This is a genomic window from Micromonospora sp. NPDC050686 (assembly GCF_040654475.1).
Taxonomy (GTDB): domain Bacteria; phylum Actinomycetota; class Actinomycetes; order Mycobacteriales; family Micromonosporaceae; genus Micromonospora.
Genome location: NZ_JBFAID010000034.1, coordinates 46,898 through 71,852, shown reverse-complemented (window position 1 = coordinate 71,852; position 24,955 = coordinate 46,898). Strand labels below are relative to the sequence as shown.

The following is a 24,955-nucleotide window of genomic DNA, read 5'->3' as shown; positions in this document are numbered from 1 at the left end:
GAGATCAAACGCTGCCTCAAGCGTTACGTCGCCCGAGACCTCTACCGACGCCTCGAAAACCCACCCCAGCCACTTGACGCGGCATAGGAGCGTCGGGCAACCGCGGTCGCCTCGCCCGGCGTGTCCCCTGCAAAGACGGGGCGGTGGCTGCGCGGGTACGACGACCCCGGTGCAGCGCCCCCGCCGGACCCGGCGGGGGCGTCCCCGGCGGGCCGCTACAGCGGGATGTTGCCGTGCTTCTTGGGCGGCAGGGTCTCCCGCTTGGTGCGCAGCACGCGCAGGGCCCGGACGATCTGGGTACGGGTCTCGTGCGGCGGGATCACCGAGTCGACGTAGCCGCGCTCGGCCGCGATGTACGGGTTGGCCAGGGTGTCCTCGTACTCGGCGATCTTCTCGGCCCGGACCGCGGCCGGGTCCTCGGCGGTGGCCAGCTCCTGCCGGTAGAGGATGTTCACCGCGCCCTGCGCGCCCATCACCGCGATCTGCGCGGTCGGCCAGGCGAAGTTCAGGTCGGCGCCGAGGTGCTTCGAGCCCATCACGTCGTACGCCCCGCCGTACGCCTTGCGGGTGATCACGGTGACCTTCGGGACGGTGGCCTCGGCGTACGCGTAGATGAGCTTGGCGCCGCGGCGGATGATGCCGTCCCACTCCTGGCCGGTGCCGGGCAGGAAGCCGGGCACGTCCACGAAGGTCAGCACCGGGATGTTGAAGGCGTCGCAGGTACGGACGAACCGGGCGGCCTTCTCCGACGCGGCGATGTCCAGCGTGCCGGCGAAGTGCATCGGCTGGTTGGCCACCACGCCCACCGGGCGGCCCTCGACCCGGCCGAAGCCGACCACCATGTTCTGCGCGTAGAGCGGCTGCACCTCCAGGAACTCGCCGTCGTCGAGCACGTGCTCGATGACCCGGTGCATGTCGTACGGCTGGTTGGCCGAGTCCGGGATCAGCGTGTCCAGCTCCCGGTCGGCGTCGGTGACGGCCAGGTCCGCGTCGACGGGGAAGACCGGCGGCTCGTCCAGGTTGTTCGACGGCAGGTGGGACAGCAGCGTCTTCACGTACTCGATCGCGTCCTCCTCGTCGGAGGCCAGGTAGTGCGCGTTGCCGCTGCGCGCGTTGTGGGTACGCGCGCCGCCCAGCTCCTCCATCGCCACGTCCTCGCCGGTGACCGTCTTGATCACGTCGGGGCCGGTGATGAACATGTGCGAGGTCTGGTCGACCATCACGGTGAAGTCGGTGACCGCCGGGGAGTAGACCGCCCCGCCCGCGCACGGGCCCATGATCAGCGAGATCTGCGGGATGACGCCACTGGCGCGTACGTTGCGAAAGAAGATCTCGCCGTACAGGCCGAGCGAGGCCACCCCCTCCTGGATCCGGGCGCCGCCGGAGTCGTTGATGCCGACCACCGGGCAGCCGATCTTCATGGCCAGGTCCATCACCTTGACGATCTTCTCGCCGAAGACCTCGCCGAGGGAGCCGCCGAAGACCGTGAAGTCCTGGGCGAAGACGCAGACCTGCCGGCCGTCGACCGTGCCGTAGCCGGTCACCACCCCGTCGCCGTACGGGCGGGTGCGCTCCAGCCCGAAATTGGTGGAGCGGTGCCGGGCGAACTCGTCCAGCTCGACGAAGGAGCCCTCGTCGAGCAGCATCTCGATCCGCTCCCGGGCGGTCTTCTTGCCCCTGGCGTGCTGCTTCTCGACCGCGCGCGCCGATCCGGCGTGCACCGCCTCGTCGACCCGGCGCTCCAGGTCCGCCAGCTTGCCCGCGGTGCTGTGGATGTTGATCCCGGTCTCGGTAGTCACCCAGGGAATATAACGATGGTTCAGGACCCGGCCGCTGTGCAGTTCGCCTCACCGCCGCCCGCCGGGGGCGCCGAGCGCGACGGCCGAGCGCGACGGCCGAGGTGTTGAGCGGGGCCTCCGCCCATACCGGAGGCGTTAACCGGGGCCCCCTCCTTACCGCCGTAGGCTGGTGGGATGCCCGGATCGCCGTACACCGACCTGGACCGCCCGCCGCTGTCGGCGGCCCGGCTGGCGCGCGCGCTCGCCGGCCCGGACGGGCCGTGGCGCCGGCTGGAGGTGCGCGCCGAGACCGGCTCGACAAACGCCGACGTGGCGGCGGCCGCCCAGGCGGGCGAGGCGGCGGGGCTGGTGGTGGTCGCCGAGCGGCAGACCAGCGGCCGGGGCCGGCGCGGCCGGGTCTGGCAGTCGCCGCCCCGGGCCGGCATCGCGGCCAGCGTCCTGCTCCGGCCCGGCGAGGGTGACGACGAGCGCGGCTGGTCGCCGGTGCCCCCGGCGGCGTACGGCTGGCTGCCGCTGCTGGCCGGGGTGGCCCTGGTCGAGGCGGTGGCCCGGCTGGCCGAGCTGGAGGCCGGCCTGAAGTGGCCGAACGACCTGCTGATCGACGACGCGAAGTGCGCCGGCGTGCTGGCCGAGTCGGTGCCCGGGGCGACGCCAGCCCAGCCACCGGCGATCGTGCTGGGGATCGGGCTCAACGTGACGCTGCGCGCCGACGAGCTGCCGGAGAACCCGACCGGCCTGCCGGCCACCTCGCTGCTGCTGGCCGGGGCCGCGGCCACCGACCGGGATCCGCTGCTGCGCGCGCTGCTACGCGGGCTGGCCGGTTGGTACGCCCGGTGGCGCGCGGCCGGCGGGGACGCCGTTGGCTGCGGGCTGCGCGACGCCTACCTGGCCGCCTGCGCCACGGTCGGCCGGCAGGTGCGGGTGCTGCTGCCGGACGGCTCGGAGTTCCGCGGGACGGCCACCGGCGTGGACCCGGACGGCCTGCTGGTGGTGAGCGGCCCAACCGGGGAACGCCGGCTGGCCGCCGGCGACATCCTGCACCTGCGGTGATAGGAAGGGCCCCCGCTTAACGCCTCCGGTAGAGGAGGGGGCCCCGCTCAACACCCCGCCCCGGTTAACAACCGCGACCCGCCCGCGCGGCCGATGCCCGCGGGCCGGGCCGACCCGTTACGGTCACCCCGTCCTGTTCTGCGAGGAGGTTCCCGTGGCGTTCCCCGAAGACGTGCTCACCGAGGACGAGCACGTCGTGCTGCACCTGCACCCGCACTGGAAGGCGCTGGTGCGGCCGATCCTGGTGCTGGTGCTCGCCGTCGCCGCGGTGGTGGCTGGCTGGGTCCTGCTGCCCGAGGGCGGCGGCGGCACGATCGCGCTCTACGCGGTGGCGGCGATCGGCCTGCTGCTGGCGCTCTGGCTCGGGCTCTGGCCCTTCCTGGTCTGGCGCACCACCCACTACCTGTTCACCAACGAGCGGGTGCTGCTCCAGCAGGGCGTGCTCTCCCGGGAGCGGCGGGACCTGCCGCTCACCCGGATCAACGACCACTCCATGAGCCAGCGTTTCGTGGAGCGGCTGCTGGGCTGCGGCACGCTGACCATCGAGAGCGCGGGCGAGCGCGGCCAGTCGGTGCTGCGGGACGTGCCCCGGGTGGACCGGGTGCAGACCCGGCTCTACGAACTGGTCGAGGCCCACCACGACAAGCACTCGTTGGGTGACGGCGAGATGCGGGACATCCTCGCCGACATGCGCGAGGGCCGGCCGCTGCGCGATCCCTCGGCCTAGCGGGCCCGGCCGGTCAGCGCCGACGGCACGCGTCCGGGCTTGCCAGCCCGGGCGCGTGGCCGATCACCGCCGGCGCGAGCGGTGGGTGCCGGCGTGCAGCTCGGCGGCGAACTCGGCCTCCAGACCCCCGACGGTACGGCCGAGGCCGGCGTCGAGTGGCGCCGCCCGCGCCTGGGGCTGCTTGAACACCGGGTCGGCGGGGGAGCGGTCCGACCGGTGCCGGTCCGCCTCCTCCAGGTCGGTGACCGACTCGGCCAGCTCGGCCACCGGGTCCAGCTCGGCCATGGTGTCCCACTCGTCCCGTGGCACGTCGTGCCAGGTCTGCTCGGCGTGGGCCGGGGCGGGCTGGAAGACGAACGTCCGGTAGGACCAGAAGCGGAACAGGGTGGCCAGCAGGACACCCGCCGTCTTCGCCACGTTCAGCGCCAGCAGGCTGGTGATGCCCAGGCCGTACTTCGCGGCGGCCAGCACCCCCAGCTCGATCACGAGCCCGCTGGCGTTGAAGAGGAAGAACAGGGCGTATTCCCGCTTCATGGCTGATTTGGGACGGTCCCGGTACGTCCAGTGCCGATTCATCAGGTACGACGTGATCGTCGCCACGATGGTGGCGATCACCGTCGCCTTGAGCTGCCCGTCCCGAAAAACGGTGAGTGCCAGCGCATTGAACACCGCGTAATTGATTACGGTGTTGATGCCACCGACGATGCCGAATTTCAGCGCCTCGTGGATGAACTTCTGCCATCTCTCGGGCAGCAGACGGACCAGACGCATGCGGAACACCTTAGGGCAGTGGGCGGGGCCGGAACGGCCCGGCCGGACGAGGTGGGCGGCAGGTCACGCCTCGGAGTCACGGTCGTGGCCGGCGGCCGGAACGGACCGAGTTCCCGCTTCCACGAAGACGAACCGTCGGTACGACCAGAATCGGAACAGCGTGCCGAGCCCGGTGCCGACGACGAAGCTGGCGATGTTGTCGGCCAGGGCGGTCCGGAAGACGCCCGGCCAGATGCTGCCGAGCCCGTAGCGGCTGAGCGCGAGGCAGGCCACGGCGATGCCCAGGCCGACCGCGTTGAAGAAGAAGAACAGCGCGTACTCCCGGGCCGGGTGGGAGCGCTGCCGGTGCCGCCAGGTCCAGAACCGGTTGCCGAGGAAGGCGAGGGTGGCGGCGACGATCGTGGAGATGGTCTTCGCCGTCAACTGCTCGACGCCGCGCCCGGCGGTCAGGTAGTTGAAGAGCGCGAAGTCGACGAGGAAGGCGACCCCGCCCACGGTGGCGAACTTGCTCAGCTCGCGGACGAGGTGACCGAACCGGTCGATCAGCGTGCCGATCAGACCCGGACGGGACTGCGGGGTGGCTGGTTGCTCCCCGGTCATCGTGGCGGCCACGCGGAGAGCCTACCGGTTGCCGGCTCTTCAGGCGGGCAGCAACAGCGAACGCGACGCCCGGTTCGGCCGTTTCACCCCGCCGTCGCGGCTGCGCGCCCGTGCCCTGACGATCGACCGGTCCCCGCCCGGTCGCCCGCGACCGGGTCGCGGCGGTGGCCGGTGATGGCAGCGTAACCGATTGTGAAGAAGTTGCGGATCCGTTCGCCGATTCCTCCCCCGAGGTCGGTGGTGCGTGCCCGCCTCGCCCCCGTCCCGTTCGGACGCGGGCGGCCCGACGGTCGGTGGCCCCGGCGAACGTTGTCGGGAGGATTTGCGTGAAACTGCGCGCGAAAGCGGGTATCAGATCGCGATGCCGCAGCATGACCGGACCTTGTGCAGTTCTTCACAACCAGTCCCACTGACTGGCGGCGCAGCCCGGTTTACGCTGAGGCCAATCCCAGGTTTCCACGACGGCGGCGCTTCGCTCGCCAGTACTCGTGCATCCCATAGATCGGTCAGCGTCGACCACAAGGAGATGTGACATGGTTGCTCCGGCTACTGTTCGGGGTATCGATCAGGCCCCGACGTCCCACCCCAAACTGCTCGCCTGGGTACGTGAGGTCGCGGAACTGACCACCCCCGACCGGGTGGTCTGGGTGGACGGGTCCGATGAGGAGTGGCGTCGGCTCACCGACGAACTGGTCGACTCCGGCACCCTGATCCGGCTGAACCCGGAGAAGAAGCCCAACTCGTTCTACGCGCGGACGGACCCGACGGACGTCGCCCGGGTGGAGGAGCGCACCTTCATCTGCTCCGTCGACGAGGCGGACGCCGGCCCCACCAACAACTGGATGGCGCCGGCCGAGATGAAGCGGACGATGACGGAGCTGTACCGCGGCAGCATGCGCGGACGCACCATGTACGTCATTCCGTTCTGCATGGGCCCGGTCGAGGCCGAGAGCCCCATGTTCGGCGTCGAGATCACCGACAGCCCGTACGTGGTGGCCTCGATGCGGATCATGACCCGGATGGGCGCGAAGGTCCTCGAGGCGATGGGCGACGACGCCGACTTCGTGCACGCGCTGCACTCGATCGGCGCCCCGCTCGCCCCCGGCCAGCAGGACGTGGCCTGGCCGTGCAACGACACGAAGTACATCTCGCACTTCCCGGAGACCCGGGAGATCTGGTCGTACGGCTCGGGCTACGGCGGCAACTCGCTGCTCGGCAAGAAGTGCTACTCGCTGCGGATCGCCAGCGTGATGGGGCGCGACGAGGGCTGGCTCGCCGAGCACATGCTGATCCTCAAGATCACCTCGCCGGAGGGCAAGGTCTACCACATCGCCGGCGCCTTCCCCTCGGCCTGCGGCAAGACCAACCTGGCCATGCTGGAGCCGACCATCCCGGGCTGGAAGGTCGAGACCATCGGTGACGACATCGCCTGGATGCGGTTCGGCCAGGACGGCCGCCTCTACGCGGTCAACCCGGAGTACGGCCTCTTCGGCGTCGCGCCGGGCACCGACTGGAAGACCAACGCCAACGCCATGCGGACGCTGGACCGCGGCAACTCCATCTTCACCAACGTGGCCCTCACCGACGACGGCGACATCTGGTGGGAGGGCATGGGTGAGCCGCCGGCCCACCTGATCGACTGGAAGGGCAACGACTGGACGCCGGAGAGCGACAGCCTCTCCTCCCACGCGAACAGCCGGTTCTGCACCCCGATCACCCAGTGCCCGATCCTGGCCGAGGACTACTACGACCCGAACGGCGTGCCGATCGACGCCATCCTGTTCGGCGGCCGCCGCCGGGACACCATCCCGCTGGTGACCGAGGCCCGGGACTGGGTGCACGGCGTCTACCTGGGCGCGACCCTCTCCTCGGAGACCACCGCCGCCGCGTCCGGCGCGGTCGGCGTGGTGCGCCGCGACCCGATGGCGATGCTCCCGTTCATCGGCTACAACGCCGGTGACTACTTCCGGCACTGGATCGAGATGGGCAAGGGCGCCGACGGCGACGAGGCCAAGCTGCCGAAGGTGTACTACGTCAACTGGTTCCGCAAGGACGCCGAGGGCAACTTCCTCTGGCCGGGCTTCGGGGAGAACTCCCGGGTGCTCAAGTGGGTCATCGAGCGGCTCGAGGGCCGGGCCGAGGCCGTCGAGACCCCGATCGGCATGGTCCCCGCCCAGGACGCGCTCGACGTCGAGGGCCTGGACATGACCCCGGAGGACGTCCGGATCGCGCTCAAGGTCGACCCGGAGGAGTGGCGCAACGAGCTGCCGCTGGTCACCGAGTGGTTCGAGAAGTTCGGCGACAAGCTGCCCGGTGTGCTCTGGGCCGAGTTGGACGCGCTGCGCGCCCGGCTGGACGCGGAGCCGCAGCGGTAGGCCGCGTTTCATGACGGCGGCCGGCGGTCGTCCTGGGCCCGCCGCAGGCCGGCCAGTCCCTGGGTAACACGGCCTACAGGTGTGATCGTTGCCCGTACCGGGCAACATCGGATGCCATGAGGACGGCCGCCGAACCTGTCGAGGTTCGGCGGCCGTCCGCCGTCCGGGCGCTGAGCACCCTGCTGGCCGTCACGGCGGCGGCCACCGTCGTGGTCGAGCTGCTCAACTGGTGGTACGCGCCGGAGCAGGAGTTCGGACTGGCGGTACGGACCGGCTGGGCGATGCTCCGATCGGTGGCCTTCCTGGTGCTGATCGGGCACGTCAACCGGGGCCGGGCGGTGGCCCGGCCGTTCGGGCTGATCCTGGCGGTCACCACCGTCTTCGCGGTGGGCCGGCTGGTGGTGCCCCGGCAGGGGGTGCCGGCGCTGCCCGGGCTGCTCGGCTTCGGGCTGCTCACCGCGCTCTGCGTGGCGGTGGTCGTACTGCTGTACCGGTCGGACGCGGTCGGCGGGTACCTGGTCCGGCACCGCAAGGGCCTGGTCCTCGACAACGGCGTGATCTCCTGGCGGGAGGTGGCGCCGAAGCGGCCCGCGGTCACCGGCTGGCTGCTCACCGCCCGGGTCGCCGCCTTCACCTACAGCCCGTTGATGCTGGTGCCGGCCCTGGTCGCCGGCGGGTCCATCCTGGACGGCCGGCTCAGCGCCGTGCCGGCGGTGCTGTGCTGGTTCGTCGCCGGCATCGTGGTCAGCTACGTGGTGCTCTTCGCCACCGCGTTCCTGATGCGGCACCGGCCGTGGGCCCGCAAGCTGCTGGTCGCCACCACCCTCGCCGTTCTCGCGATCGACCTCCCCCTCTGCTGGTGGCTCCTCGGCGTCGACGGCCTGATCCGCGACGGCGCCCCCCTGCTGGCCGCCGCCTTCCTCTGCCTCTGGTCCCTCCACCGCGCCCCCCGAACCCCCGAAGCGAGTTGACCAAGGAGTTCGCGTCAAGAAGGGACGGATTTCCCGACGCAAACTCCGTGTTCAACGCCGTTGGGCCGGGGTGGGGCAGGGTGGGCGGGGGAGGATGGCGGGGTGGGTGGGGCGATCTGGGATGTGGTGGTGGTGGGGGCGGGGCCGGCGGGGGCCGCGGCGGCGCTGGCGGCGCGGCGGGCGGGGGCGCGGGTGCTGCTGCTCGACCGGTACGACTTCCCGCGCGACAAGGCGTGCGGGGACGGGATCGCGGCGCACGCGCTTGACGTGCTCGGCGAGCTGGGAGTGACCGGGGCGGTCGACGGGTACGCCCCGCTGCCGGCGCTGCGGCTGGTCGCGCCCGGCGGTGGCGTGGTGGCCCGGGAGCTGCCCCGGCCGGCGTACACGGTGCCCCGCGAGGTCTTCGACGCCCGGCTGGTGGCCGCGGCGGTGGCGGCCGGGGCGGAACTACGCCGGCACACCGTCCGCCAGGTCGACGTACGCCCCGATCGGGTGGTGCTGGACGGCCAGGTCAGCGGCCGGGCGGTGGTCGGCGCGGACGGGGCGGGCTCGGTGGTCCGCCGGGCGCTCGGCCACCCGGTGAACCCGGACCGCCACCTGGCGCTGGCCATCCGGGGGTACGCCCCGGCCCGCCCCGGCCCGTCCGAGCAGCTCATCATCACCTCGGCCGCGCGCTGGCCGGCGTACGCCTGGTCCTTTCCGATCGGCGACGGGCGGGCGAACGTCGGGTACGGGGAGGTGTTGCGTGGCGAGCCGCTGACCCGGGCCCACCTGCTGGACCGGCTGGCCGCGCTGTTGCCGGAGACCGACCCGGCGACGGTGACCGGCCTGCGCGCGCACCACCTGCCGCTGTCGACGCGCCGGCCGGCGCCTGGGCGGGGCCGGCTGGTGCTGGCCGGCGACGCCCTGTCGCTGATCAATCCGTTCACCGGCGAGGGGATCTTCTACGCGCTGCTCTCCGGCGCGCTGGCCGGCGCGGCGGCCGCCGGCTCCCCGGAGCGGGCCGGCGCGCGCTACACCGCCGGCCTGCGCCGCCGCCTGGGCCGGCACCTGCGGCACAGCTCGGCCGCCGCCTGGCTGGCCCGGCACCGGCCGGTGGTGGACGCCGCGGTCCGCGCCGCCCGACGGGACCGGCGGGTGTACGCGACCGTGGTGGAGCTGGGGCTCGGCGATGGCCGCCTCGACGCGCGGACCCTGGCGATGATCGGCATCGGTCTCTCGGCGTGGGATCGGCCACCGCGACACTGATCTTTCCGATCGGTCGCTACCCTGCAAGGTGATGACTCTGCGGAATCTCCTCTACTCCGTGTACGAGCGGCGCCTGACGGCGAAGCTCGCGGGCAAGCCGGTGCCCCGGCACGTCGGTGTCATGTGCGACGGCAACCGCAGGTGGGCGCGGGAGATGGGCTTCGTCGACCCCAACGACGGGCACCGGATGGGCGCCGAGCGGATCAAGGAGCTGCTGCGCTGGTGCGACGCGGCCGGGGTCGGCCACGTCACGCTCTGGCTGCTCTCCACCGACAACCTCTCCCGCCCGGCCGAGGAGCTGAACCCGCTGCTGCAGATCATCGAGGATCTGAGCACCGAGCTGGCCGAGGAGGGCAACCCCTGGCGGCTGCGGATGGTCGGCGCGCTGGACGTGCTGCCGACCCAGCTCGCCCAGGCCCTGAAGGCCGCCGAGGAGCGCACCCGGGACCGGGCCGGCGGCGCCCAGGTCAACATCGCCGTCGGGTACGGCGGCCGGCGCGAGATCGCCGACGCGGTGCGGTCCCTGCTGCTGGAGCACGTGGCGGCCGGCGGCACGGTCGAGGAGCTGGCCAACTCGATCGACGTCGACCACATCTCCGAGCACCTCTACACCCGGGGCCTGCCGGACCCGGATCTGATCATCCGGACCAGTGGCGAGCAGCGGCTCTCCGGCTTCATGCTCTGGCAGTCGGTGCACTCGGAGTTCTATTTCTGCGAGCTCAACTGGCCCGACTTCCGCCGCGTCGACTTCCTCCGCGCGCTGCGCTCGTACGCCACCCGCCAGCGCCGCTTCGGCGTCTGATCCGCGGGCGGGCGGGCGGGGCGTTCCGCCGGCGGCGGTGGTCAGGTCAGGTGCGGGAGGGCGGCGGTCAGGAAGTCGCCGAGCGCGGCGGGGGAGTCGATGGTGAGGTCGGCCGCCTCGGCCACCTCGTGACCGGTCTCCGGGTTCGCCACCGCGACGCAGACGCCGACGAAGCGAGGGTCCGCCGCGGCCCGGGCGCGCAGCGCGGCGAAGGCCTTGATGTCGGAGACGTCGTCGCCGAAGTACCAGGCGCCACCCGCGTCCCGGACCACCTCGTCGATGACCATGCCCTTGTCCCGGTCGACCGGCGGCTTGATCTCCAGCACCATCCGGCCGGCCTGGCACTTGAGGCCGAGCCGGTCGGCCTGCTCCCGCCCCCACCGCTGCACCGCTGGCCCGAGCTGTGGCGAGGTGCGCCAGTGCAGCGCGACGGAGAGCCGCTTGAACTCGACAAGCGTGCCGGTGGGCAGCTCGGCCCGGGCCTGGTCGGCCAGGTCGGACATGGTGGGCACCCAGGGCAGCGCGGCCGGCTCGGTCACCGTCTCGCCGCCGGAGTGGCTGTGCTCCAGCCCGTACAGGCCGTAGAGGTCGACGCCGTGCAGGCCGCCGAGGTGCTCGCGGAGGAACTCCACCGGGCGCGCCGAGACGATGGCCACCCGGCGGACGACCGGCGCCAGCGCCTCGATCGCGGCGAGCACCTTCGGGGCGGGGCGTACCGCGGTGGGGTCGTCGTCGACCGGGGCGAGGGTGCCGTCGAAGTCGAAGAACAGGACTGTCTCGCCCGCCCTCGCGGCGGTGGCGCGCCAGGCCTGCTCGGCGTCCAACGGGGTCTGCGGCTGCTGGTTGCCCAGATTCAACGGCGGCACGCGCGACAGCGTACCCCGGGGTCGGTCGCCCGCTCGTGGTCGTGAGGTTGCGCTCAGCCGTCCGGGGGATCAGCGTTCGGCGGCCCCTCGGCCGCGCCGATCCAGCGGCACGACAGCCGCTTCCGGGCCATGGGTCAGCAGGTAGCCCTCCACGAAGCCGGCGTTGCGGTCGCCGGTGTGCGCCTCGATCTCGGTCAGCCGGGCCACCAGGAACTCGGTCAGCGCGGTGACCCGGTCGTTGAGCCGGTCGTGCAGCTCGGCGAGGACGGCCAGGACGACCGCCGTGCCGGCCGCGGTGAGCGCGAAGAGGTTGACGAGCAGGGGAAGCTGCTCGCCGTTGACCGCGACGATCACCACGTTGGCGGTCACGGCGGAGGTCAGGCACACCACCGCGACCACGACTGCCCACCATTTCAGGGTCATGGACAGACCCCTCCTTCTGTCCCGCAGGGCTGGGTTCGGCCTTGTCCCGTCCCCCCGCCGACGACGAGCCCAAGCAGTACAGACAGGACGCTAGCGTGCCGGGTCCGTCCCGGAAGCGAAACGATGGACGCTGACCAGGCGTTCTTTCGCCATCTGGAGAACTAGCCGGCTTGTTTCCGTCGATTTCGGACATCGACCGGCAGGGATGGGCGGTATGCGAGATAACGAATGGTTTCTCGGATGTGGAACTTCTCCGCGTCCGAGACGGCCGGGTCGACCAGCCGGCGCAGCAGCGCGGCGACGTCCGGGTCCATCTCCGGGGTCACCGGGTCGGCCGCGGGCGCGGTGGTGCGGTCCCAGCCGAGCGCGCCGAAGGCGGCGGCCGGGTTGAGCCCGAGCCCCTCGCAGAACGCGACCACCCGTTCCACCTCCGGGTCGCTGGCCCAGTCGCCGCGTACCCAGCGGTTGATGGTCTGCCGGGAGACACCGGTGCGGCGGGACACCTCGGTGCCGCTCCAGGCCCGGGTCGCCCGGGCGTCGTCGAGCGCCCGGCGGACGAAGGTGGCGAAGGCGATCTTCCGCGCGTTGTTCGTCTCGGTCACCCCGTGACGGTACGGCCGGGCGGCCGTCGAGGGTGGACCCGGGGCGCTGCCGTCTCGCTCGCGAGACGCCTTCAAGTCTGCGCCGGTGAACGGCTTTTTGCCTGCTCTGAGGGGTGTCATCCGGGCAGGGTAGATGCCTTCACGGACGGCCGTAACCGGACGAAAAGCTGATACTGTCACGTTCATGGGACAATCTACGGTGTGTCACGTGCTTGAGACGATCAGTGCTCACATGCGTCACTCGTCCGCCTTGCGGGGGGTGCGGTGACCGAGCTCGCTACCCGTGCCCAGGCCTTCCGCCTGATCGCCGACGGGGTGGCCGCCGGCCTGAGCGCCCCCTGGCGCCTCTACCTCGCCCGCGGTTGCCGCTACCTCTCGCTGAGCGTCGCCGACCGGGGCGAGTGGGACGCCTGGCGCACCCACCTCGGCTGCCCCGAGTTGAGCGTCCGGGTGTACGACGCCGGCGGCGAGATCAGGCGTTCCTCGGTGGCCGAGGTGGTCCTGGACGGCTGCCGGATCAGCGTCGAGCTGGTGGAGGAGGTGACCACCGCCGACCTGGAGCGGTTGCTGGTGGTCGACCCCAGCGGTGCAGAGCCGGAGGACCGATGACCCGCGCCCGCGCGACGCGACCCGCCGGAGTCGCGGGATGAGTCCCTTCCTCGCCGTCGTCCTGGTGCTCGTGCTCGCCTCGACCAGCTACGCGGCCGGCCGGCTGCACGGCCAGCTCAGTTACCGGATCGGTTACCGCTTCGGCTACCGCCAGGGCTACTTCGACGGCGACCGGGGGGCCTGGAACCGCCGCCGGCGCGACGCCCAGGCGGCGATCGCCTCGGCGCTGTCGGCCTCCGCCGCTCGCTCGGGCGGCGCCGGGAAGCGGCAGGGCACCACGTACACCGGTTCGTCGTTCACCGCCCCGGCGGCCGCGGTGACCGGCCGGCATCCGACCGGCACCCTGGTCCGGCGCCGGGGCTGAGGCCGCCACCACTGGACGCGGTGCGCCGTCCGCGGCGGACGCGCACCGTCGGGGCCCGGGCAGACCGGTGACGCCGGGCCCCGCCGGCCGGGATGCGCGCAGGGGGCATGCATCCCGGCCGGCCTGCCGCCCAGCGTTCACCTGCCGGTCGGGTGAGATCCAGTTCGTCCACTAGCCGACGCGCCCGCGCGCCGCTAGCGTCTACTCATGGCGCGGGGTTCTCCCGGGCCAGCCGGCCAGCCCGGACCTGCGACCTCGCGCACGGGGCCCGCATCCGACCCCGTGTCCACCGGGCACCGGACGAGGCGGACTCGGGTGGCCGGGTGCCCACCCGCGGAGCAGGCCTGTGACGACTCGCCGTACCGCTGCCGGTGCCGACCAGACCCCGGCCGCGACTGCCACGACCCGCCGGACCACCCGGAGCCGCCGGGCGGCGGCCGCCCCCGCCGACACCGAGGAGCCCCGACCATCGGGCCAGGTCTTCGTCCTGGACACCTCGGTCCTCCTGTCCGACCCCGCGGCGTTCCACCGCTTCGCCGAGCACGAGGTGGTGCTGCCGCTGGTGGTGATCTCCGAGCTGGAGGGGAAGCGACACCATCCCGAGCTGGGCTGGTTCGCCCGGCAGGCGCTGCGCATGCTGGACGAGCTGCGGGTGACGCACGGCCGGCTGGACCGCCCGTTGCCCGCCAACGAGCAGGGCGGGACGCTGCGGGTGGAGCTCAACCACACCGACGACGGGGTGTTGCCGCCCGGCTTCCGCAACGAGTCCAACGACGCCCGGATCCTGTCCGTGGCGCTCAACCTCGCCGCCGAGGGGCGGGAGGTGACCCTGGTCAGCAAGGACATGCCGCTGCGGGTGAAGGCCGCCTCGGTCGGGCTGCGCGCGGACGAGTACCGGCACGGCCAGGCCAGCGACCCCACCTGGACCGGGATGGCCGAGCTGGAGCTGGCCGAGGAGCAGATTGGGCAGCTGTACGCGGGCGAGGCCCTCGACCTGGACGCCGCGGCGGGGCTGCCCTGCCACACCGGCCTGGTGCTGCACTCGGCGCGGGGCTCGGCGCTCGGCCGGGTGCTGCCCGACAAGACGGTTCGGCTGGTCCGCGGTGACCGGGAGGCGTTCGGCGTGCACGGCCGCTCGGCCGAGCAGCGGATCGCGCTGGACCTGCTGCTCGACGAGTCGATCGGGATCGTCTCGCTCGGCGGTCGGGCCGGCACCGGCAAGTCCGCGCTGGCGCTCTGCGCCGGCCTGGAGGCGGTGATGGAGCGCCGCCGGCACAAGAAGGTGGTCGTCTTCCGGCCGCTGTACGCGGTCGGCGGCCAGGAACTTGGCTACCTGCCCGGTTCGGAGTCGGAGAAGATGTCGCCCTGGGCGCAGGCCGTCTTCGACACCCTCGGCGCGGTGGTGCACGAGAACGTGCTGGAGGAGGTCACCGCGCGCGGGCTGCTGGAGGTGCTGCCGCTGACCCACATCCGCGGCCGGAGCCTGCACGACGCCTTCGTCATCGTCGACGAGGCCCAGTCGCTGGAGCGCGGGGTGCTGCTCACCGTGCTCTCCCGGATCGGCCAGGGCTCCCGGGTGGTGCTCACCCACGACGTGGCGCAACGGGACAACCTGCGGGTCGGCCGGCACGACGGGGTGACCGCGGTGATCGAGACGCTGAAGGGTCATCCGCTGTTCGCGCACGTCACCCTCACCCGTTCGGAGCGTTCTCCGATCGCCGCGATGGTCACGGATCTGTTGGAGGAGATCCCGTAGCGGGGCCGCCGGGGCGGCGGTTCCGAGGGTTTCCGTCCGCATTCACTTTGTGGTGCAGATCACAAATTCTGTCACTGGTTTCCCATCGGCCTCACTGTGCGCGATGGTTTCCATCGAGCGCCCACGCACCAGGAAGATCGTTGATGATCGCTCGTCACGTGGCGAGCGGCATCGGTGACCGCCAGTGCGTCCGTTGCGACCGGCTTGAGGTCGGGGCGCTCGCGGCGCGGACGGGCCGGCCCCGGCCACCTCGTCGCGTCCTTGCCCCCGACGAAGGGACCACTTCGTGAGTCGGCTGTGGAGCCGGTTCGGCGCCCGCACGGCCGCTGTCGCGCTGCTCTCCGTGGGCGTAGCCGGCGGCTTCTACCTGGGTGAAGACCGGGAAGTCCAGCAGCAGGGCCTGACCGCCCAGGTCGGGTTCCAGGTCGACCGGGCCGAGTACCGCTACCAGCACGAGCGGCAGGCCGATCACCGGGTCGACGCCGCCAAGCAGCGGGCCGCCGAGTACCAGGCCCGGCTGCGCGCCGCCGCGGCGGCCAAGGAGGCCGCGGAGCGGGCCCGGCAGGCCGAGCGGGCCGCCGCGTCCCGCAAGAAGGAGCGCGAGGAGGCCGAGGCCCGCAAGAAGGCCGAGGAAGAGGCCAAGAAGGCGGCCAAGCCGTACGACGGGCCGATCCCCGCCTCCTGCAACGAGTACAGCGGCAACCGGAAGGTCGGCTGCGCGCTGATGATCCAGGACGGCTTCGGCATCGACCAGTTCCCGTGCCTGGACAAGCTCTGGACCAAGGAGAGCGGCTGGAACCACAAGGCCTACAACTCCTCGTCCGGGGCGTACGGCATCCCCCAGGCGCTGCCGGGCAGCAAGATGGGCTCGGTGGCCGACGACTGGAAGACCAACCCGGCCACCCAGATCAAGTGGGGGCTCGGCTACATCGAGGGGCGCTACGACAACCCGTGCGGCGCGTGGACCCACTCGCGGAACACCGGCTGGTACTGATCGACATCGACGGCGGAGTGTGTGGGCGTCCACACACCCCGCCGTCGTTTCACCCCCGCCGACAGGTGGCGGATGCCCCGGATAGCTGATAGCTCTTGGAGGGTGACCACAGGCGGCGGCCCCGCGGGCAACGACCCGTACCGGTTCGGCACCGAGGCGTTCTACGCCTCCCTCGGCCGGGCGTTCGTCGCCATGTGCGCGGTGGTGCCGATCCTGTTCCTGATCGAGGTGCTCGACGAGGGGTTGGGCGCCGGCTTCGACACCGCCGCCGGGATCATCCCGCGCCGCATCCAGGGCCTCGACGGCGTCTTCTTCTCGCCGTTCCTGCACCACGGCTTCGCCCACCTCTACAGCAACAGCATCCCGCTGATCCTGCTCGGCACCTTCGTGCTCGCCGCCGGGGTCCGCCGGTTCCTCTGGTCCACGCTGGTGATCGTGCTGGTCAGCGGGCTCGGCGTGTGGTTCACCGGGTCGCCCAACTCGGTGGTGGTCGGCGCCAGCGGGGTCATCTTCGGCTACCTCGGCATGCTGTTCACCCGGGGCATCGTGGAGCGGAGCTGGTGGAACTTCGCGGTCGCGCTGCTGGTCGGCCTCCTGTACGGCTGGCAGGTGCTCGGCGGCATCCTCCCCACCGACGAGCGGATCTCCTGGCAGGGGCACCTGTTCGGGCTGCTCGGCGGGGTGGTGGCCGCGATCCTGTTCCGCCGCCGGCGGACCGACCTCGTCGGGCCGTACCCGGAGTCGCATCTGCACCTGCCCTGAGCGGCCACCCCGACCCGCCGGTGCGCGCGCCGGGATGGGACGTCCTTGCCCACCCGCCCCGGCGGGCCTACCGTCGCAGACGACACCCCACCGGTGACCGGGAGGCGGCGGTACGCACATGCGCGAGGTCGACGTTGCGGTGATCGGGGCCGGGCCGACCGGCCTGTTCGCCGCGTACTACGCCGGGTTCCGAGGGCTCTCCGTCGCGGTGGTCGACGCGCTGCCCGAGCCGGGTGGGCAGATCACCGCCATGTACCCGGAGAAGCTGATCCTGGACGTGGCCGGCTTCCCGGCGATCAAGGGGCGGGACCTGGTGGCGAACCTGGTCGCCCAGGCCGCCCCGTACGCGCCGACGTACCTGCTCGGCACCCGGGCGGAGAAGCTGTCCCACGTCGACGGCCGGCTGGTGCTCGGGCTGGCCGGCGGCGAGCAGCTCCGCTGCGGCGCGGTGATCGTCACCGGCGGGCTGGGCAGCTTCGTGCCGCGGCCGCTGCCGGTGGCCGAGCACTTCTCCGGCGCCGGGATCGTCTACTTCGTACCGCGGCCGGCCGAGCTGGCCGGGCGGGACGTGCTGATCGTGGGCGGCGGCGACTCGGCCTTCGACTGGGCGGTGACGTTGCAGCCGCTGGCCCGGTCGGTGACCCTGGTGCACCGGCGGGAACGGTTTCGGGCGCACGCCGCCACGGTCACCCGGGTACGGGCCCTGCCGGTCCGGGTGGTGGTCAACGCCGAGGTGGCCCGGCTGCACGGTGACGACGTCGTCACCGCCGCCGACATCGCCGTACGCGGTGGCGTCACCGAGACGCTCCCGGTCGACACGGTGATCGCGGCGCTCGGCTTCACCGCCGACCTCGGCCCGCTGGCCGAGTGGGGGCTCGGGCTGGACCGCCGCCACATCCTGGTGGACAGCACGATGGCCACCAATTTGCCCCGGGTCTTCGCGGCCGGGGACATCACCGAGTACCCGGGCAAGGTCCGGCTGATCGCCACCGGCTTCGGCGAGGCGGCCACGGCGGTGAACAATGCCGCGGTGGCCATCGACCCGGCCGCGCACCTGTTCCCCGGGCACTCCTCCGACGCCGGCTGAGCCCGATTCCTGTCCGGCGCGTGCCCGGATCGAGATCGGTCGCCGCCATCGTGGACGGATGGACCGCGCGGACCGTACCACCCTCGCCTGGCTGGGCCACCCGCTCACGGTGCTCGCGCTGATCGTGTTGGTGGTCAACGACCACCTGCTCAAGGCCGTCCACCCCGGCCGGCTCACCGGCAAGCTCAGTGACGTCGCCGGCCTGGTGCTCGCCCCGCCGCTGGTCGCGGCGCTCGCCGCGCTGGCCGTGCCGCGGCTGCCGGCCCGGGGCGCCGCCGGGCTCGGGCTGGGCCTGGTGGGTGCCGGCTTCGCCGTCGTCAAGAGCAGCGGGTACGCCGCCGCGCTCGCCTCGGCGGCGTGGAGCCTGGTCAGCGGCCCCTCGCTGGTCCGGGCGGACCGCACCGACCTGCTCACCCTGCCGGCCCTGGCGGTGGCCGGCTGGACCTGGCGGCGGGCCCGCCGAGACCCGGTCGCCGGTCGCTCGGCCCGGCTGGTGCGGCTGCTGGTGCTGCTGCCGGCGGCGACGCTGGCCGTGGCCGCCACCAGCGCGTACTGGTTTCCGGACGCGCAGCGGGCCACGGTCCTCGACGGGAAGCTGGTCGCCGGCGTCGGGGGCAGCCTCGGCGACGACGGCGTCTACCCGGTCAACACCTGGCGGGTGAGCGAGGACGCCGGGGCGAGCTGGCGGGACCCGCTCACCGCGGAGGAGCGGACGCTCGTGGGCGAGAGCCTGGGTGTCGTTCCGGCTCCGCCGCCGGTCCGGCGGGCCTGCGTGCCGGCCGAGCCGCGCCACTGCTACCGCCTGGTCGAGGGCCGGCTCCGGGTGCAGGAGAGCGACGACGCCGGCCGGACCTGGCGGACCGCCTGGGAGGTGACGCAGGCCCAGCGGGCGATCCTGAGCCGGCGGTACGAGGAGGCCGGGTGGTCGGGGAGCCGGGTGACCGGCCAGGAGTTGACCATCTTCGAGGTGGACGGCGGGCGGCACGTGGTGCTGGTCGCCAACGGGCGGGACGGCTTCGCGCTGCGGGACGCGGACGGCGGCTGGCGGCGGATCGGCTTCGTCGGGGCGCGGGCGGGCAGCGACGAGGAGGTGGTCCAGGTGCCCGCGCTGGGCGTCAGCACCCCCGCGCAGCGGCACGCCGACCCGCTGCGGGTGGCGCTGGTCGCGTTCCTGTTGAGCGTGCTGGTGCTGCTGTCGGCCGGCGCGCGGGCCGGCTGGCGGGGTGGGTCCGTGGTCGGCACCTGGCAGGTGATCGGCCTGATGCTCTTCGTGCCCGGCGCCGCAGGGATGCTGCTGTTCGGGGTGCTGGGCAACGACCTGATCCGGATCCCCGGATCCCTCGGTGGCCTGCTCCTCGTGCTCGGCGCGGGAGTGGTGTCGCTGATCCCCCACCCGGCGGCGAGGGTGCCCGCGCGGTGGATGGTCGAGGTGCTGCTGGCCGCCGCGCTGACCCTGGTGCTGGCCGGGCTGCCGCTGGTCGGCTGGCTCTACGGCCGGCCGGCGTTCGCCTCGGTGGCGTTCCCGCTGGCCGGCATTGCCGCACTGCCCGGTCTGGGGCTCGCCTGGCGGGCGCACCGGCTGGTCACCGCGCGCATCCCCGAACCCGAGCCGCCGTACCCGGTGCCGCTGGTGCGGCCGAGCGGTTCGGGGCGACCCGGAGCTCCGCCGCTCGGCCCTGGTCCCGGGGGTGACCCGGACGGCGCGGCGGCGGGGCCCGACGTGCCGACGCCGCGACCGGGCGCGACCGAGCGGTCAGGGTAGGCCGATCAGGTCGGCCATCAACCCGGCCTGGTGCGCGAAGTACGCATCCCGGTGCGGGACCTGATGGACTCCGCCGCCGCGCAGCGGACCCTGGGGATCGCGCCGACCCCGCTGGCGGACGCGCTGGCCGCCACCGTCGCGGCGCTGCGCTGACCCAGGTGTTGAGCGGGCCCCTTGCTATACCGCAAGCGTTAAGCGGGGGCCCCTCCTCACCTGCGTGGGTTGAGGGCGGCGATGAGCACGGCGAGCAGGGTGAGCGCCGCGCCGGCCAGCGTGGCCACCCCCGGGCGCGCGGCCGCCGTGGGCAGCACCAGGTCCAGCAGCACGGCCCCGACGACCTGACCGGCGATGGTTGCCAGCCCGAGCAGCAGCACGCCGGTGAAGCGGACGATCGCCGCGGCGATCGCGATGAAGACAATGCCGATCGGGCCGCCCAGGTAGAGCCACGGCTCGGTGGGGAGGCGGCCGGCCGGGGCACCCCGTACCGCCACCTCCACCGCGAACGTGGCGAGCAGCGCCACCGTGCCGACCGCGAAGTTGACCAGGGTGGCCGCCAGCGCGCTGCCGCTGGCCACCCGTACCCGGCCGTTGACCGCCTGCTGCCAGGCGATGCCGACGCCGGCCAGCAGGGGCAGCGCGGCCAGCGCCAGGGCGGCCGGATCACCGAGCCGGTCGGCGACCGCCAGCAGCACCGCCAGCACGGTCAGCACCGCCCCGGCCAGCCGGCTGGCGGTGACCGGCTGCCGCCCGGCCGGCCCGATGCCCGCCCGGTCGACCGCCAGGCTGCTGCCGGACTGGCCGGCGACCACCGCCACCGTGAAGACCGCGACGCCCAGCGTGCCGATGGTGAGCCCCTGGGTGGCCACCAGGAACGCCCCACAGACCCCGCCGAGGCACTGCCACGGCCGCAGCGACCCGTCGCGGAGGGTGGCCCGCAGTCCGGCCAGGCCCCGCCGGCCACCCGGGGTGGCGGGCACCAGCACCAGCAGCACCAGCAGGCCCACGCCGAACGAGACCACCGCGGCGGCGATGCCGTCCGCGAGGCGTACGCCGAGTTCGCCGTTGATCCGGGACTGCACGGCGACCGCGACCCCGGCGGCGGTCGCCAGCCCGACGCCGGTGATCCGCCGGGTGGCCGACGGGGTGGGCGGAGCCGCCGTCCCGGTGTCTATCACTCCTGCTCGGCCAGGGGCCGGCCGTCGAAGTCGACGGCCGAGTAGAGCGCCAGCTTCTCCAGCCGGTGGTACGAGTCGATCACCCGGATGGTGCCGCTCTTCGAGCGCATCACGATCGACTGGGTGTACGCCCCGCCGGCCCGGTAGCGCACCCCGCGCAGCAGGTCCCCGGAGGTGACGCCGGTGGCCACGAAGAAGCAGTTGTCCCCGGTCACCAGGTCGTCGGTGAAGAGCACCCGGTCCAGGTCGTGCCCGGCGGCGAGCGCCTTCTCCCGCTCCTGCGCGTCCTTCGGCCAGAGCTTGGCCTGCATCACGCCACCCATGCACTTGAGGGCGCAGGCCGCGGTGATGCCCTCCGGGGTGCCGCCGATGCCCATCAGCACGTCGACGTCGGACTCGCCCCGGGCGGCGGCGATGGCGCCCGCGATGTCGCCGTCGGAGATGAACCGGATCCCCGCACCGGTCCGCCGGATCTGCTTGACCAGGTCGTCGTGGCGCGACCGGTCCAGGACACAGACCGTCACCTCGGACACGTCGGTGCCCTTGACCTTGGCGATCCGCCGGATGTTCTCGGCCGGGCCGGCGTTGATGTCGACCACGTCCGCGTACTGCGGGCCGACCGCGAGCTTCTCCATGTAGAAGACCGCGCTGGGGTCGAACATCGCCCCCCGCTCGGCCACCGCGAGCACCGCCAGGGCGTTCGGCATGCCCTTGCTCATCAGGGTGGTGCCGTCGATCGGGTCGACCGCGACGTCCACCTCGGGGCCCGTGCCGTCGCCGACCTCCTCGCCGTTGTAGAGCATCGGGGCGTTGTCCTTCTCGCCCTCGCCGATCACCACGACGCCGCGCATCTGGATCGAGTTGATCAGCTTGCGCATGGCGTCGACGGCGGCTCCGTCGCCGCCCTCCTTGTCGCCCCGGCCGACCCACCGGCCGGCGGCCATCGCCGCGGCTTCGGTGACCCGGACCAGGTCGAGGGCGAGGTTACGGTCGAGATCCTGGGGGATCCGCGTCCTGGTGGTTGTCATGACGGCTCCTCCTCGCGACGTTGCGGGGTGGACCGGCAGGGTGTGCGTCCCGCTGCCGGCTGTGACGCTGATCCTCACACGTGCCTCAACGTAACGCCGGGGCGGGGCGGCGGTGGCCCGGATGCCGGCAACCCGGCGGCTGCGAGAATGGCGGGGTGGAACCCGCACAGCCTGCCGATCGCGTACCCGCCGACCAGACGCCGCCGGACGGCCAGCCGCCGGTGCGACCGACCGACCCGCCGGCCCGACCGGACGCCGAGTCCGCCGAGCCCGCCCTCGTCGACCCGGCGGCGGAGGCCGAACCGGTCACCCCAGACGACCGGGACGTGACCGCCGCCCGGATCCTGGAGCACGACGTGCCGCCGGCCCGCACCGGGGCCGTGCCGACCGCGCCCAAGGGCAAGGCCCGCTCGGAGCGGTCGCCGAAGGACATGGCGCTGTCGCTGCTGGTGCTGCTCGTGCCGATCGCCCTGCTGCTCGCCTTCTACCGCGGCTTCCTCGGCGGCGACCAGCCCACCGTGGTCGACCCGGCACCGGCGTACGAGCAGGCCCGCGCCGCGAACGTATTCCCGGTCAGCGAGCCGAGAGGGCTGGGCGAGGGCTGGCGCACGGTGAGCGCCAACTTCCGCTCGGTCGACGGCGGGTCGAACCTGCGGATCGGCTACCTGACCCCGGAGGGACAGGCCGCCCAGCTGGTGCAGAGCAACGTGCCGCCGGAGCAGTTGCTGCCCGCGGAGCTGACCCGGGAGGGGCAGCCGCAGGGGCCGGTGGACCTGGGCGGGCGCAGCTGGCAGCGGTACACCGCCCGGGGCAACGAGCAGGCGCTGGTGCTGCTGGAGCCGGGCCGCACGGTGATCGTGGTGGGCGACGCCCGGGAGAACGAGCTGCGCCAGCTGGCCGGCTCGCTGCGCTGACGGTTCTTCCGGTGCCCCCCAGGGCCGGCGCGGCTCGGCTAGGCTGCGCCGGCCCAGAACCGGCGCCCGCCGCGCCGGACCGCACACCGGCCGGCGCGCCCGCCGCGCCGGACAGCACACCGAAAGAGATCGACGTGAACATTCGACGCTGGAGTGCCGGCCTCCTCGCCGCCGCCCTGCTCGTCCCCGGCCTGGCCGCCTGCAAGAGCGACTCCGACTCCGCGGACGGCGGGTCCGCCGCGGCGGACCCGAAGGAGGCGCTGGTCGCCTCGACGAAGGAGCTCCAGAAGGGCAACTTCACCTTCACCATGAAGAGCGGCGAGTTCACCGGCGACGGCAAGGTGCACATGCCGACGAAGAGCGCCGAGATGAAGATGGCGAGTGCCCAGACCGCCGCCGACGACATGGCGATGAACCTGCACCTGGTCTTCATCGACACCGACAGCTGGCTCAAGCTGGAGCTCGACGGGCCGATGGCCGACGCCGTGCCGGCCTTCAAGGAGATGAAGGGCAAGTACCAGCACCTCGACCGCACCCGGGTCAAGGACGCGGACGAGCTGAAGTTCGACTTCGCCGAGGTCGACCCGGCCGACAGTGACAAGATCATCAAGGCGGTCGTCGACGTCCGGAAGACCGGTGAGGGCACGTACGAGGGCACGCTCGACGCCACCAAGGTGACCGACGCCGACCTGCTCGACGACGAGATCGTCAAGGGCCTCGGGGCCAAGGCCAGCGCGGTGCCGTTCACCGCCAAGCTCGACGAGCAGGGCCGGCTGACCGAGTTCGTCGTGCAGGTGCCGGCGTCGGAGAGCGCGCCGGAGCAGGCGCTGACCGTCACGTACGCCGACTACGGCAGCGCCACCGCCGTCGAGGCGCCGCCGGCCGCCCAGGTCGTCGAGGCGTCCGAGCAGACGTACCAGATGTTCAGCAAGTGATCCACGACCGGGCGGGGCGGCCCCGGCCGTCCCGCCCGGCGGTGGGCTCTTTCCGGGCGGGACCGGACAGGGATTGCCGAAGGACGCTTCAGGGAACAGAGGGGGTACGAGCCGCCCACGCGGTGCCGCCGCCGGGTCGGGCTCGTGCGCCGGGGCCGGTGGCAGGGCCCCGGCGGCAGCCTCCGGCACCCTCCGTGGGCCGGACGACCCACCTGGAGAGTTCACGTGAACGTTCGACGCTTCAGCGCGACGGCCTTCGCCGCGGCGCTGCTCATCCCTTCAGTGGCAGCGTGCAACAGCACCGGCGGCACCGAGGCGGGGGCCTCGGCAACCCCGGCGGCCTCCGGCGACGCCTCGCCCGGTGCCTCGGGCGCGGCCAACGGTGACGCCAAGCAGGCGCTGCTCGACTCCACCAACGCGATCCGCGAGGGCAACTTCAAGTTCACCATGTCGGCGGTGGGCTCCACCGCCGAGGGGCAGGTGCACCAGCCCAGCCAGAGCGCCCAGATCAAGCTGACCATCGGGCAGCAGTCCTCGGACCTGATGATGACCCTGGACATGATCCATATCAAGCCGGACAGCTGGGTGAAGGCGGACCTGGGCGGCACCTCCGCCGGCAGCGTGCCGGGGTTGCAGAAGCTGAACCTCGGCAAGTACCAGCACCTCGACCAGACCCGGATCAAGGGCAACCGGAACCTCGGCTTCGACTTCGAGAAGCTCGACCCGGGCGGCAGCGCGGTGCTCACCCAGGGCATCACCGAGGCCCGGCAGACCGGCGAGGGCAGCTATGCAGGCACCCTGGACGTGTCGAAGGCGGCCGAGGCCGGTTCCGTCGACCCCGCGGTGATCACCACCCTCGGCGCTCAGGCGCAGTCGGTGCCGTTCACCGCGAAGCTGGACACCGAGGGCCGGCTCAGCGAGCTGGTGCTCAAGATCCCCACCGTCGGCCAGAGCGCCCCGGCCCCGAGCGCCACCGCGGTCCCCGTCCCGAGCGCCACCGCGGCCCCGGGCGAGAGCGCCACCGCGGCGCCGGGAGGTGCCTCGACCGCCGGGGCGGGCGCCACCGAGGAGATCAAGGTGACCTACTCCGACTATGGCAACGCCAGCGCCGCCCAGCAGCCGCCGGCCGACCAGGTCGTCGAGGCGCCGCCGGAGTTCTACAACCTGTTCCGGTGACACCGCGCGGGGGCGGGACGGCTGTGGTCGCCCGCCCCTCCGCGTGCCCCCGGGTAAGCGGCGCGCCTGCCCGGCCTTCGCCGTCAGGCTTGCGGCGCGCCTGCCCGGCCTTGGCCGACGAGGCCGCGCGCCCCGGCCCGGCCTTGCCCGGGGGACCGC

At 72.9% G+C, this 24,955-nt stretch carries 24 protein-coding genes and 1 pseudogene; 17 read left to right on the top strand and 8 right to left on the bottom strand.

The window, feature by feature from the left end:
• Positions 1–215: 215 nt before the first annotated feature.
• Positions 216–1,799 carry an acyl-CoA carboxylase subunit beta gene (locus AB0H57_RS21225; RefSeq protein WP_357508929.1) on the bottom strand — a complete coding sequence of 528 codons (1,584 nt, stop codon included), beginning with the start codon at positions 1,797–1,799 and terminating at the stop codon, positions 216–218.
• A 174-nt stretch (positions 1,800–1,973) separates the two neighbouring features.
• On the opposite strand from AB0H57_RS21225, the gene AB0H57_RS21220 reads away from it, so the two are divergent.
• Together AB0H57_RS21220 and AB0H57_RS21215 are read left to right on the top strand one after the other, a co-directional pair.
• Complete coding sequence (locus tag AB0H57_RS21220; protein WP_357508927.1) at positions 1,974–2,849, top strand: biotin--[acetyl-CoA-carboxylase] ligase; 876 nt, start codon at positions 1,974–1,976, stop codon at positions 2,847–2,849.
• A 154-nt stretch (positions 2,850–3,003) separates the two neighbouring features.
• The gene (locus AB0H57_RS21215; protein ID WP_357508925.1) at positions 3,004–3,576 is read left to right on the top strand and encodes a PH domain-containing protein; all 573 of its coding nucleotides are present in this window, start codon (positions 3,004–3,006) and stop codon (positions 3,574–3,576) included.
• A 63-nt stretch (positions 3,577–3,639) separates the two neighbouring features.
• Here AB0H57_RS21215 and AB0H57_RS21210 read toward each other — a convergent pair whose 3' ends face one another.
• A complete protein-coding gene (locus AB0H57_RS21210; protein ID WP_357508923.1) occupies positions 3,640–4,347 on the bottom strand; it encodes a GtrA family protein in 708 nt (235 codons plus the stop codon).
• A gap of 63 nt (positions 4,348–4,410) precedes the next feature.
• Positions 4,411–5,028: pseudogene (locus tag AB0H57_RS21205) on the bottom strand (GtrA family protein); the annotation flags it as partial.
• Between the two features lie 452 nt (positions 5,029–5,480).
• Here AB0H57_RS21205 and AB0H57_RS21200 point away from each other — a divergent pair.
• The 4 genes from AB0H57_RS21200 (at position 5,481) to AB0H57_RS21185 (ending at position 10,343) form a co-directional block, all read left to right on the top strand.
• Complete coding sequence (locus AB0H57_RS21200) at positions 5,481–7,322, top strand: phosphoenolpyruvate carboxykinase (GTP) (protein WP_357508921.1); 1,842 nt, start codon at positions 5,481–5,483, stop codon at positions 7,320–7,322.
• A gap of 116 nt (positions 7,323–7,438) precedes the next feature.
• Complete coding sequence (locus AB0H57_RS21195) at positions 7,439–8,293, top strand: hypothetical protein (protein WP_357508919.1); 855 nt, start codon at positions 7,439–7,441, stop codon at positions 8,291–8,293.
• A 114-nt stretch (positions 8,294–8,407) separates the two neighbouring features.
• A complete protein-coding gene (locus AB0H57_RS21190) occupies positions 8,408–9,541 on the top strand; it encodes a geranylgeranyl reductase family protein (protein WP_357508938.1) in 1,134 nt (377 codons plus the stop codon).
• Between the two features lie 31 nt (positions 9,542–9,572).
• A complete protein-coding gene (locus AB0H57_RS21185) occupies positions 9,573–10,343 on the top strand; it encodes an isoprenyl transferase (RefSeq protein ID WP_357508917.1) in 771 nt (256 codons plus the stop codon).
• A gap of 41 nt (positions 10,344–10,384) precedes the next feature.
• Here the strand turns inward: AB0H57_RS21185 and otsB are convergent, their stop codons facing one another.
• The 3 genes from otsB to AB0H57_RS21170 form a co-directional block, all read right to left on the bottom strand.
• Positions 10,385–11,209 (bottom strand): trehalose-phosphatase, encoded by an 825-nt coding sequence (otsB, locus tag AB0H57_RS21180; protein ID WP_357508914.1) that lies wholly within the window; start codon positions 11,207–11,209, stop codon positions 10,385–10,387.
• Between the two features lie 69 nt (positions 11,210–11,278).
• Positions 11,279–11,632, bottom strand: a complete 354-nt coding sequence (locus tag AB0H57_RS21175; RefSeq protein ID WP_357508912.1) for a hypothetical protein — start codon at positions 11,630–11,632, stop codon at positions 11,279–11,281.
• Between the two features lie 161 nt (positions 11,633–11,793).
• Positions 11,794–12,234 (bottom strand): helix-turn-helix transcriptional regulator, encoded by a 441-nt coding sequence (locus AB0H57_RS21170; protein ID WP_357508910.1) that lies wholly within the window; start codon positions 12,232–12,234, stop codon positions 11,794–11,796.
• A 264-nt stretch (positions 12,235–12,498) separates the two neighbouring features.
• Between AB0H57_RS21170 and AB0H57_RS21165 the strand changes: the two genes are divergently transcribed.
• From AB0H57_RS21165 to AB0H57_RS21130, 8 genes are all read left to right on the top strand, one after another.
• Positions 12,499–12,843 carry a hypothetical protein gene (locus AB0H57_RS21165; RefSeq protein ID WP_357508908.1) on the top strand — a complete coding sequence of 115 codons (345 nt, stop codon included), beginning with the start codon at positions 12,499–12,501 and terminating at the stop codon, positions 12,841–12,843.
• Positions 12,844–12,880: 37 nt separating this feature from the next.
• Positions 12,881–13,207 (top strand): hypothetical protein, encoded by a 327-nt coding sequence (locus tag AB0H57_RS21160; RefSeq protein ID WP_357508906.1) that lies wholly within the window; start codon positions 12,881–12,883, stop codon positions 13,205–13,207.
• 346 nt (positions 13,208–13,553) lie between these two features.
• Positions 13,554–14,963, top strand: coding sequence for a PhoH family protein (locus tag AB0H57_RS21155; protein ID WP_357508904.1), 1,410 nt, complete (start codon positions 13,554–13,556; stop codon positions 14,961–14,963).
• A gap of 286 nt (positions 14,964–15,249) precedes the next feature.
• Positions 15,250–15,957: a lytic transglycosylase domain-containing protein gene (locus tag AB0H57_RS21150; protein ID WP_357508902.1), complete on the top strand. Its 708-nt coding sequence runs from the start codon at positions 15,250–15,252 to the stop codon at positions 15,955–15,957.
• 102 nt (positions 15,958–16,059) lie between these two features.
• Positions 16,060–16,719 (top strand): rhomboid family intramembrane serine protease, encoded by a 660-nt coding sequence (locus AB0H57_RS21145; protein WP_357508900.1) that lies wholly within the window; start codon positions 16,060–16,062, stop codon positions 16,717–16,719.
• A gap of 118 nt (positions 16,720–16,837) precedes the next feature.
• On the top strand, positions 16,838–17,806 hold the full coding sequence (locus AB0H57_RS21140; RefSeq protein WP_357508898.1) for an NAD(P)/FAD-dependent oxidoreductase: 969 nt from the start codon (positions 16,838–16,840) through the stop codon (positions 17,804–17,806).
• Positions 17,807–17,864: 58 nt separating this feature from the next.
• Positions 17,865–19,568 carry a hypothetical protein gene (locus AB0H57_RS21135; protein WP_357508896.1) on the top strand — a complete coding sequence of 568 codons (1,704 nt, stop codon included), beginning with the start codon at positions 17,865–17,867 and terminating at the stop codon, positions 19,566–19,568.
• Between the two features lie 30 nt (positions 19,569–19,598).
• The gene (locus tag AB0H57_RS21130; protein ID WP_357508894.1) at positions 19,599–19,721 is read left to right on the top strand and encodes a hypothetical protein; all 123 of its coding nucleotides are present in this window, start codon (positions 19,599–19,601) and stop codon (positions 19,719–19,721) included.
• Positions 19,722–19,777: 56 nt separating this feature from the next.
• Here the strand turns inward: AB0H57_RS21130 and AB0H57_RS21125 are convergent, their stop codons facing one another.
• Complete coding sequence (locus tag AB0H57_RS21125; RefSeq protein WP_357508892.1) at positions 19,778–20,743, bottom strand: DMT family transporter; 966 nt, start codon at positions 20,741–20,743, stop codon at positions 19,778–19,780.
• Positions 20,740–21,771, bottom strand: coding sequence for a class II fructose-bisphosphatase (gene glpX / locus AB0H57_RS21120; RefSeq protein WP_357508890.1), 1,032 nt, complete (start codon positions 21,769–21,771; stop codon positions 20,740–20,742). The genes AB0H57_RS21125 and glpX overlap by 4 nt, the downstream gene beginning before the upstream one ends.
• Before the next feature lie 155 nt (positions 21,772–21,926).
• On the opposite strand from glpX, the gene AB0H57_RS21115 reads away from it, so the two are divergent.
• The 3 genes from AB0H57_RS21115 to AB0H57_RS21105 all read left to right on the top strand — a co-directional run bounded on the left by AB0H57_RS21115 (position 21,927) and on the right by AB0H57_RS21105 (position 24,796).
• Positions 21,927–22,685: a DUF4245 family protein gene (locus AB0H57_RS21115; RefSeq protein ID WP_357508888.1), complete on the top strand. Its 759-nt coding sequence runs from the start codon at positions 21,927–21,929 to the stop codon at positions 22,683–22,685.
• 134 nt (positions 22,686–22,819) lie between these two features.
• Entirely contained in the window at positions 22,820–23,620 is an 801-nt protein-coding gene (locus AB0H57_RS21110; protein ID WP_357508886.1) for a hypothetical protein, read from the top strand.
• Positions 23,621–23,845: 225 nt separating this feature from the next.
• Positions 23,846–24,796, top strand: coding sequence for a hypothetical protein (locus AB0H57_RS21105; protein WP_357508884.1), 951 nt, complete (start codon positions 23,846–23,848; stop codon positions 24,794–24,796).
• Positions 24,797–24,955: the final 159 nt, after the last annotated feature.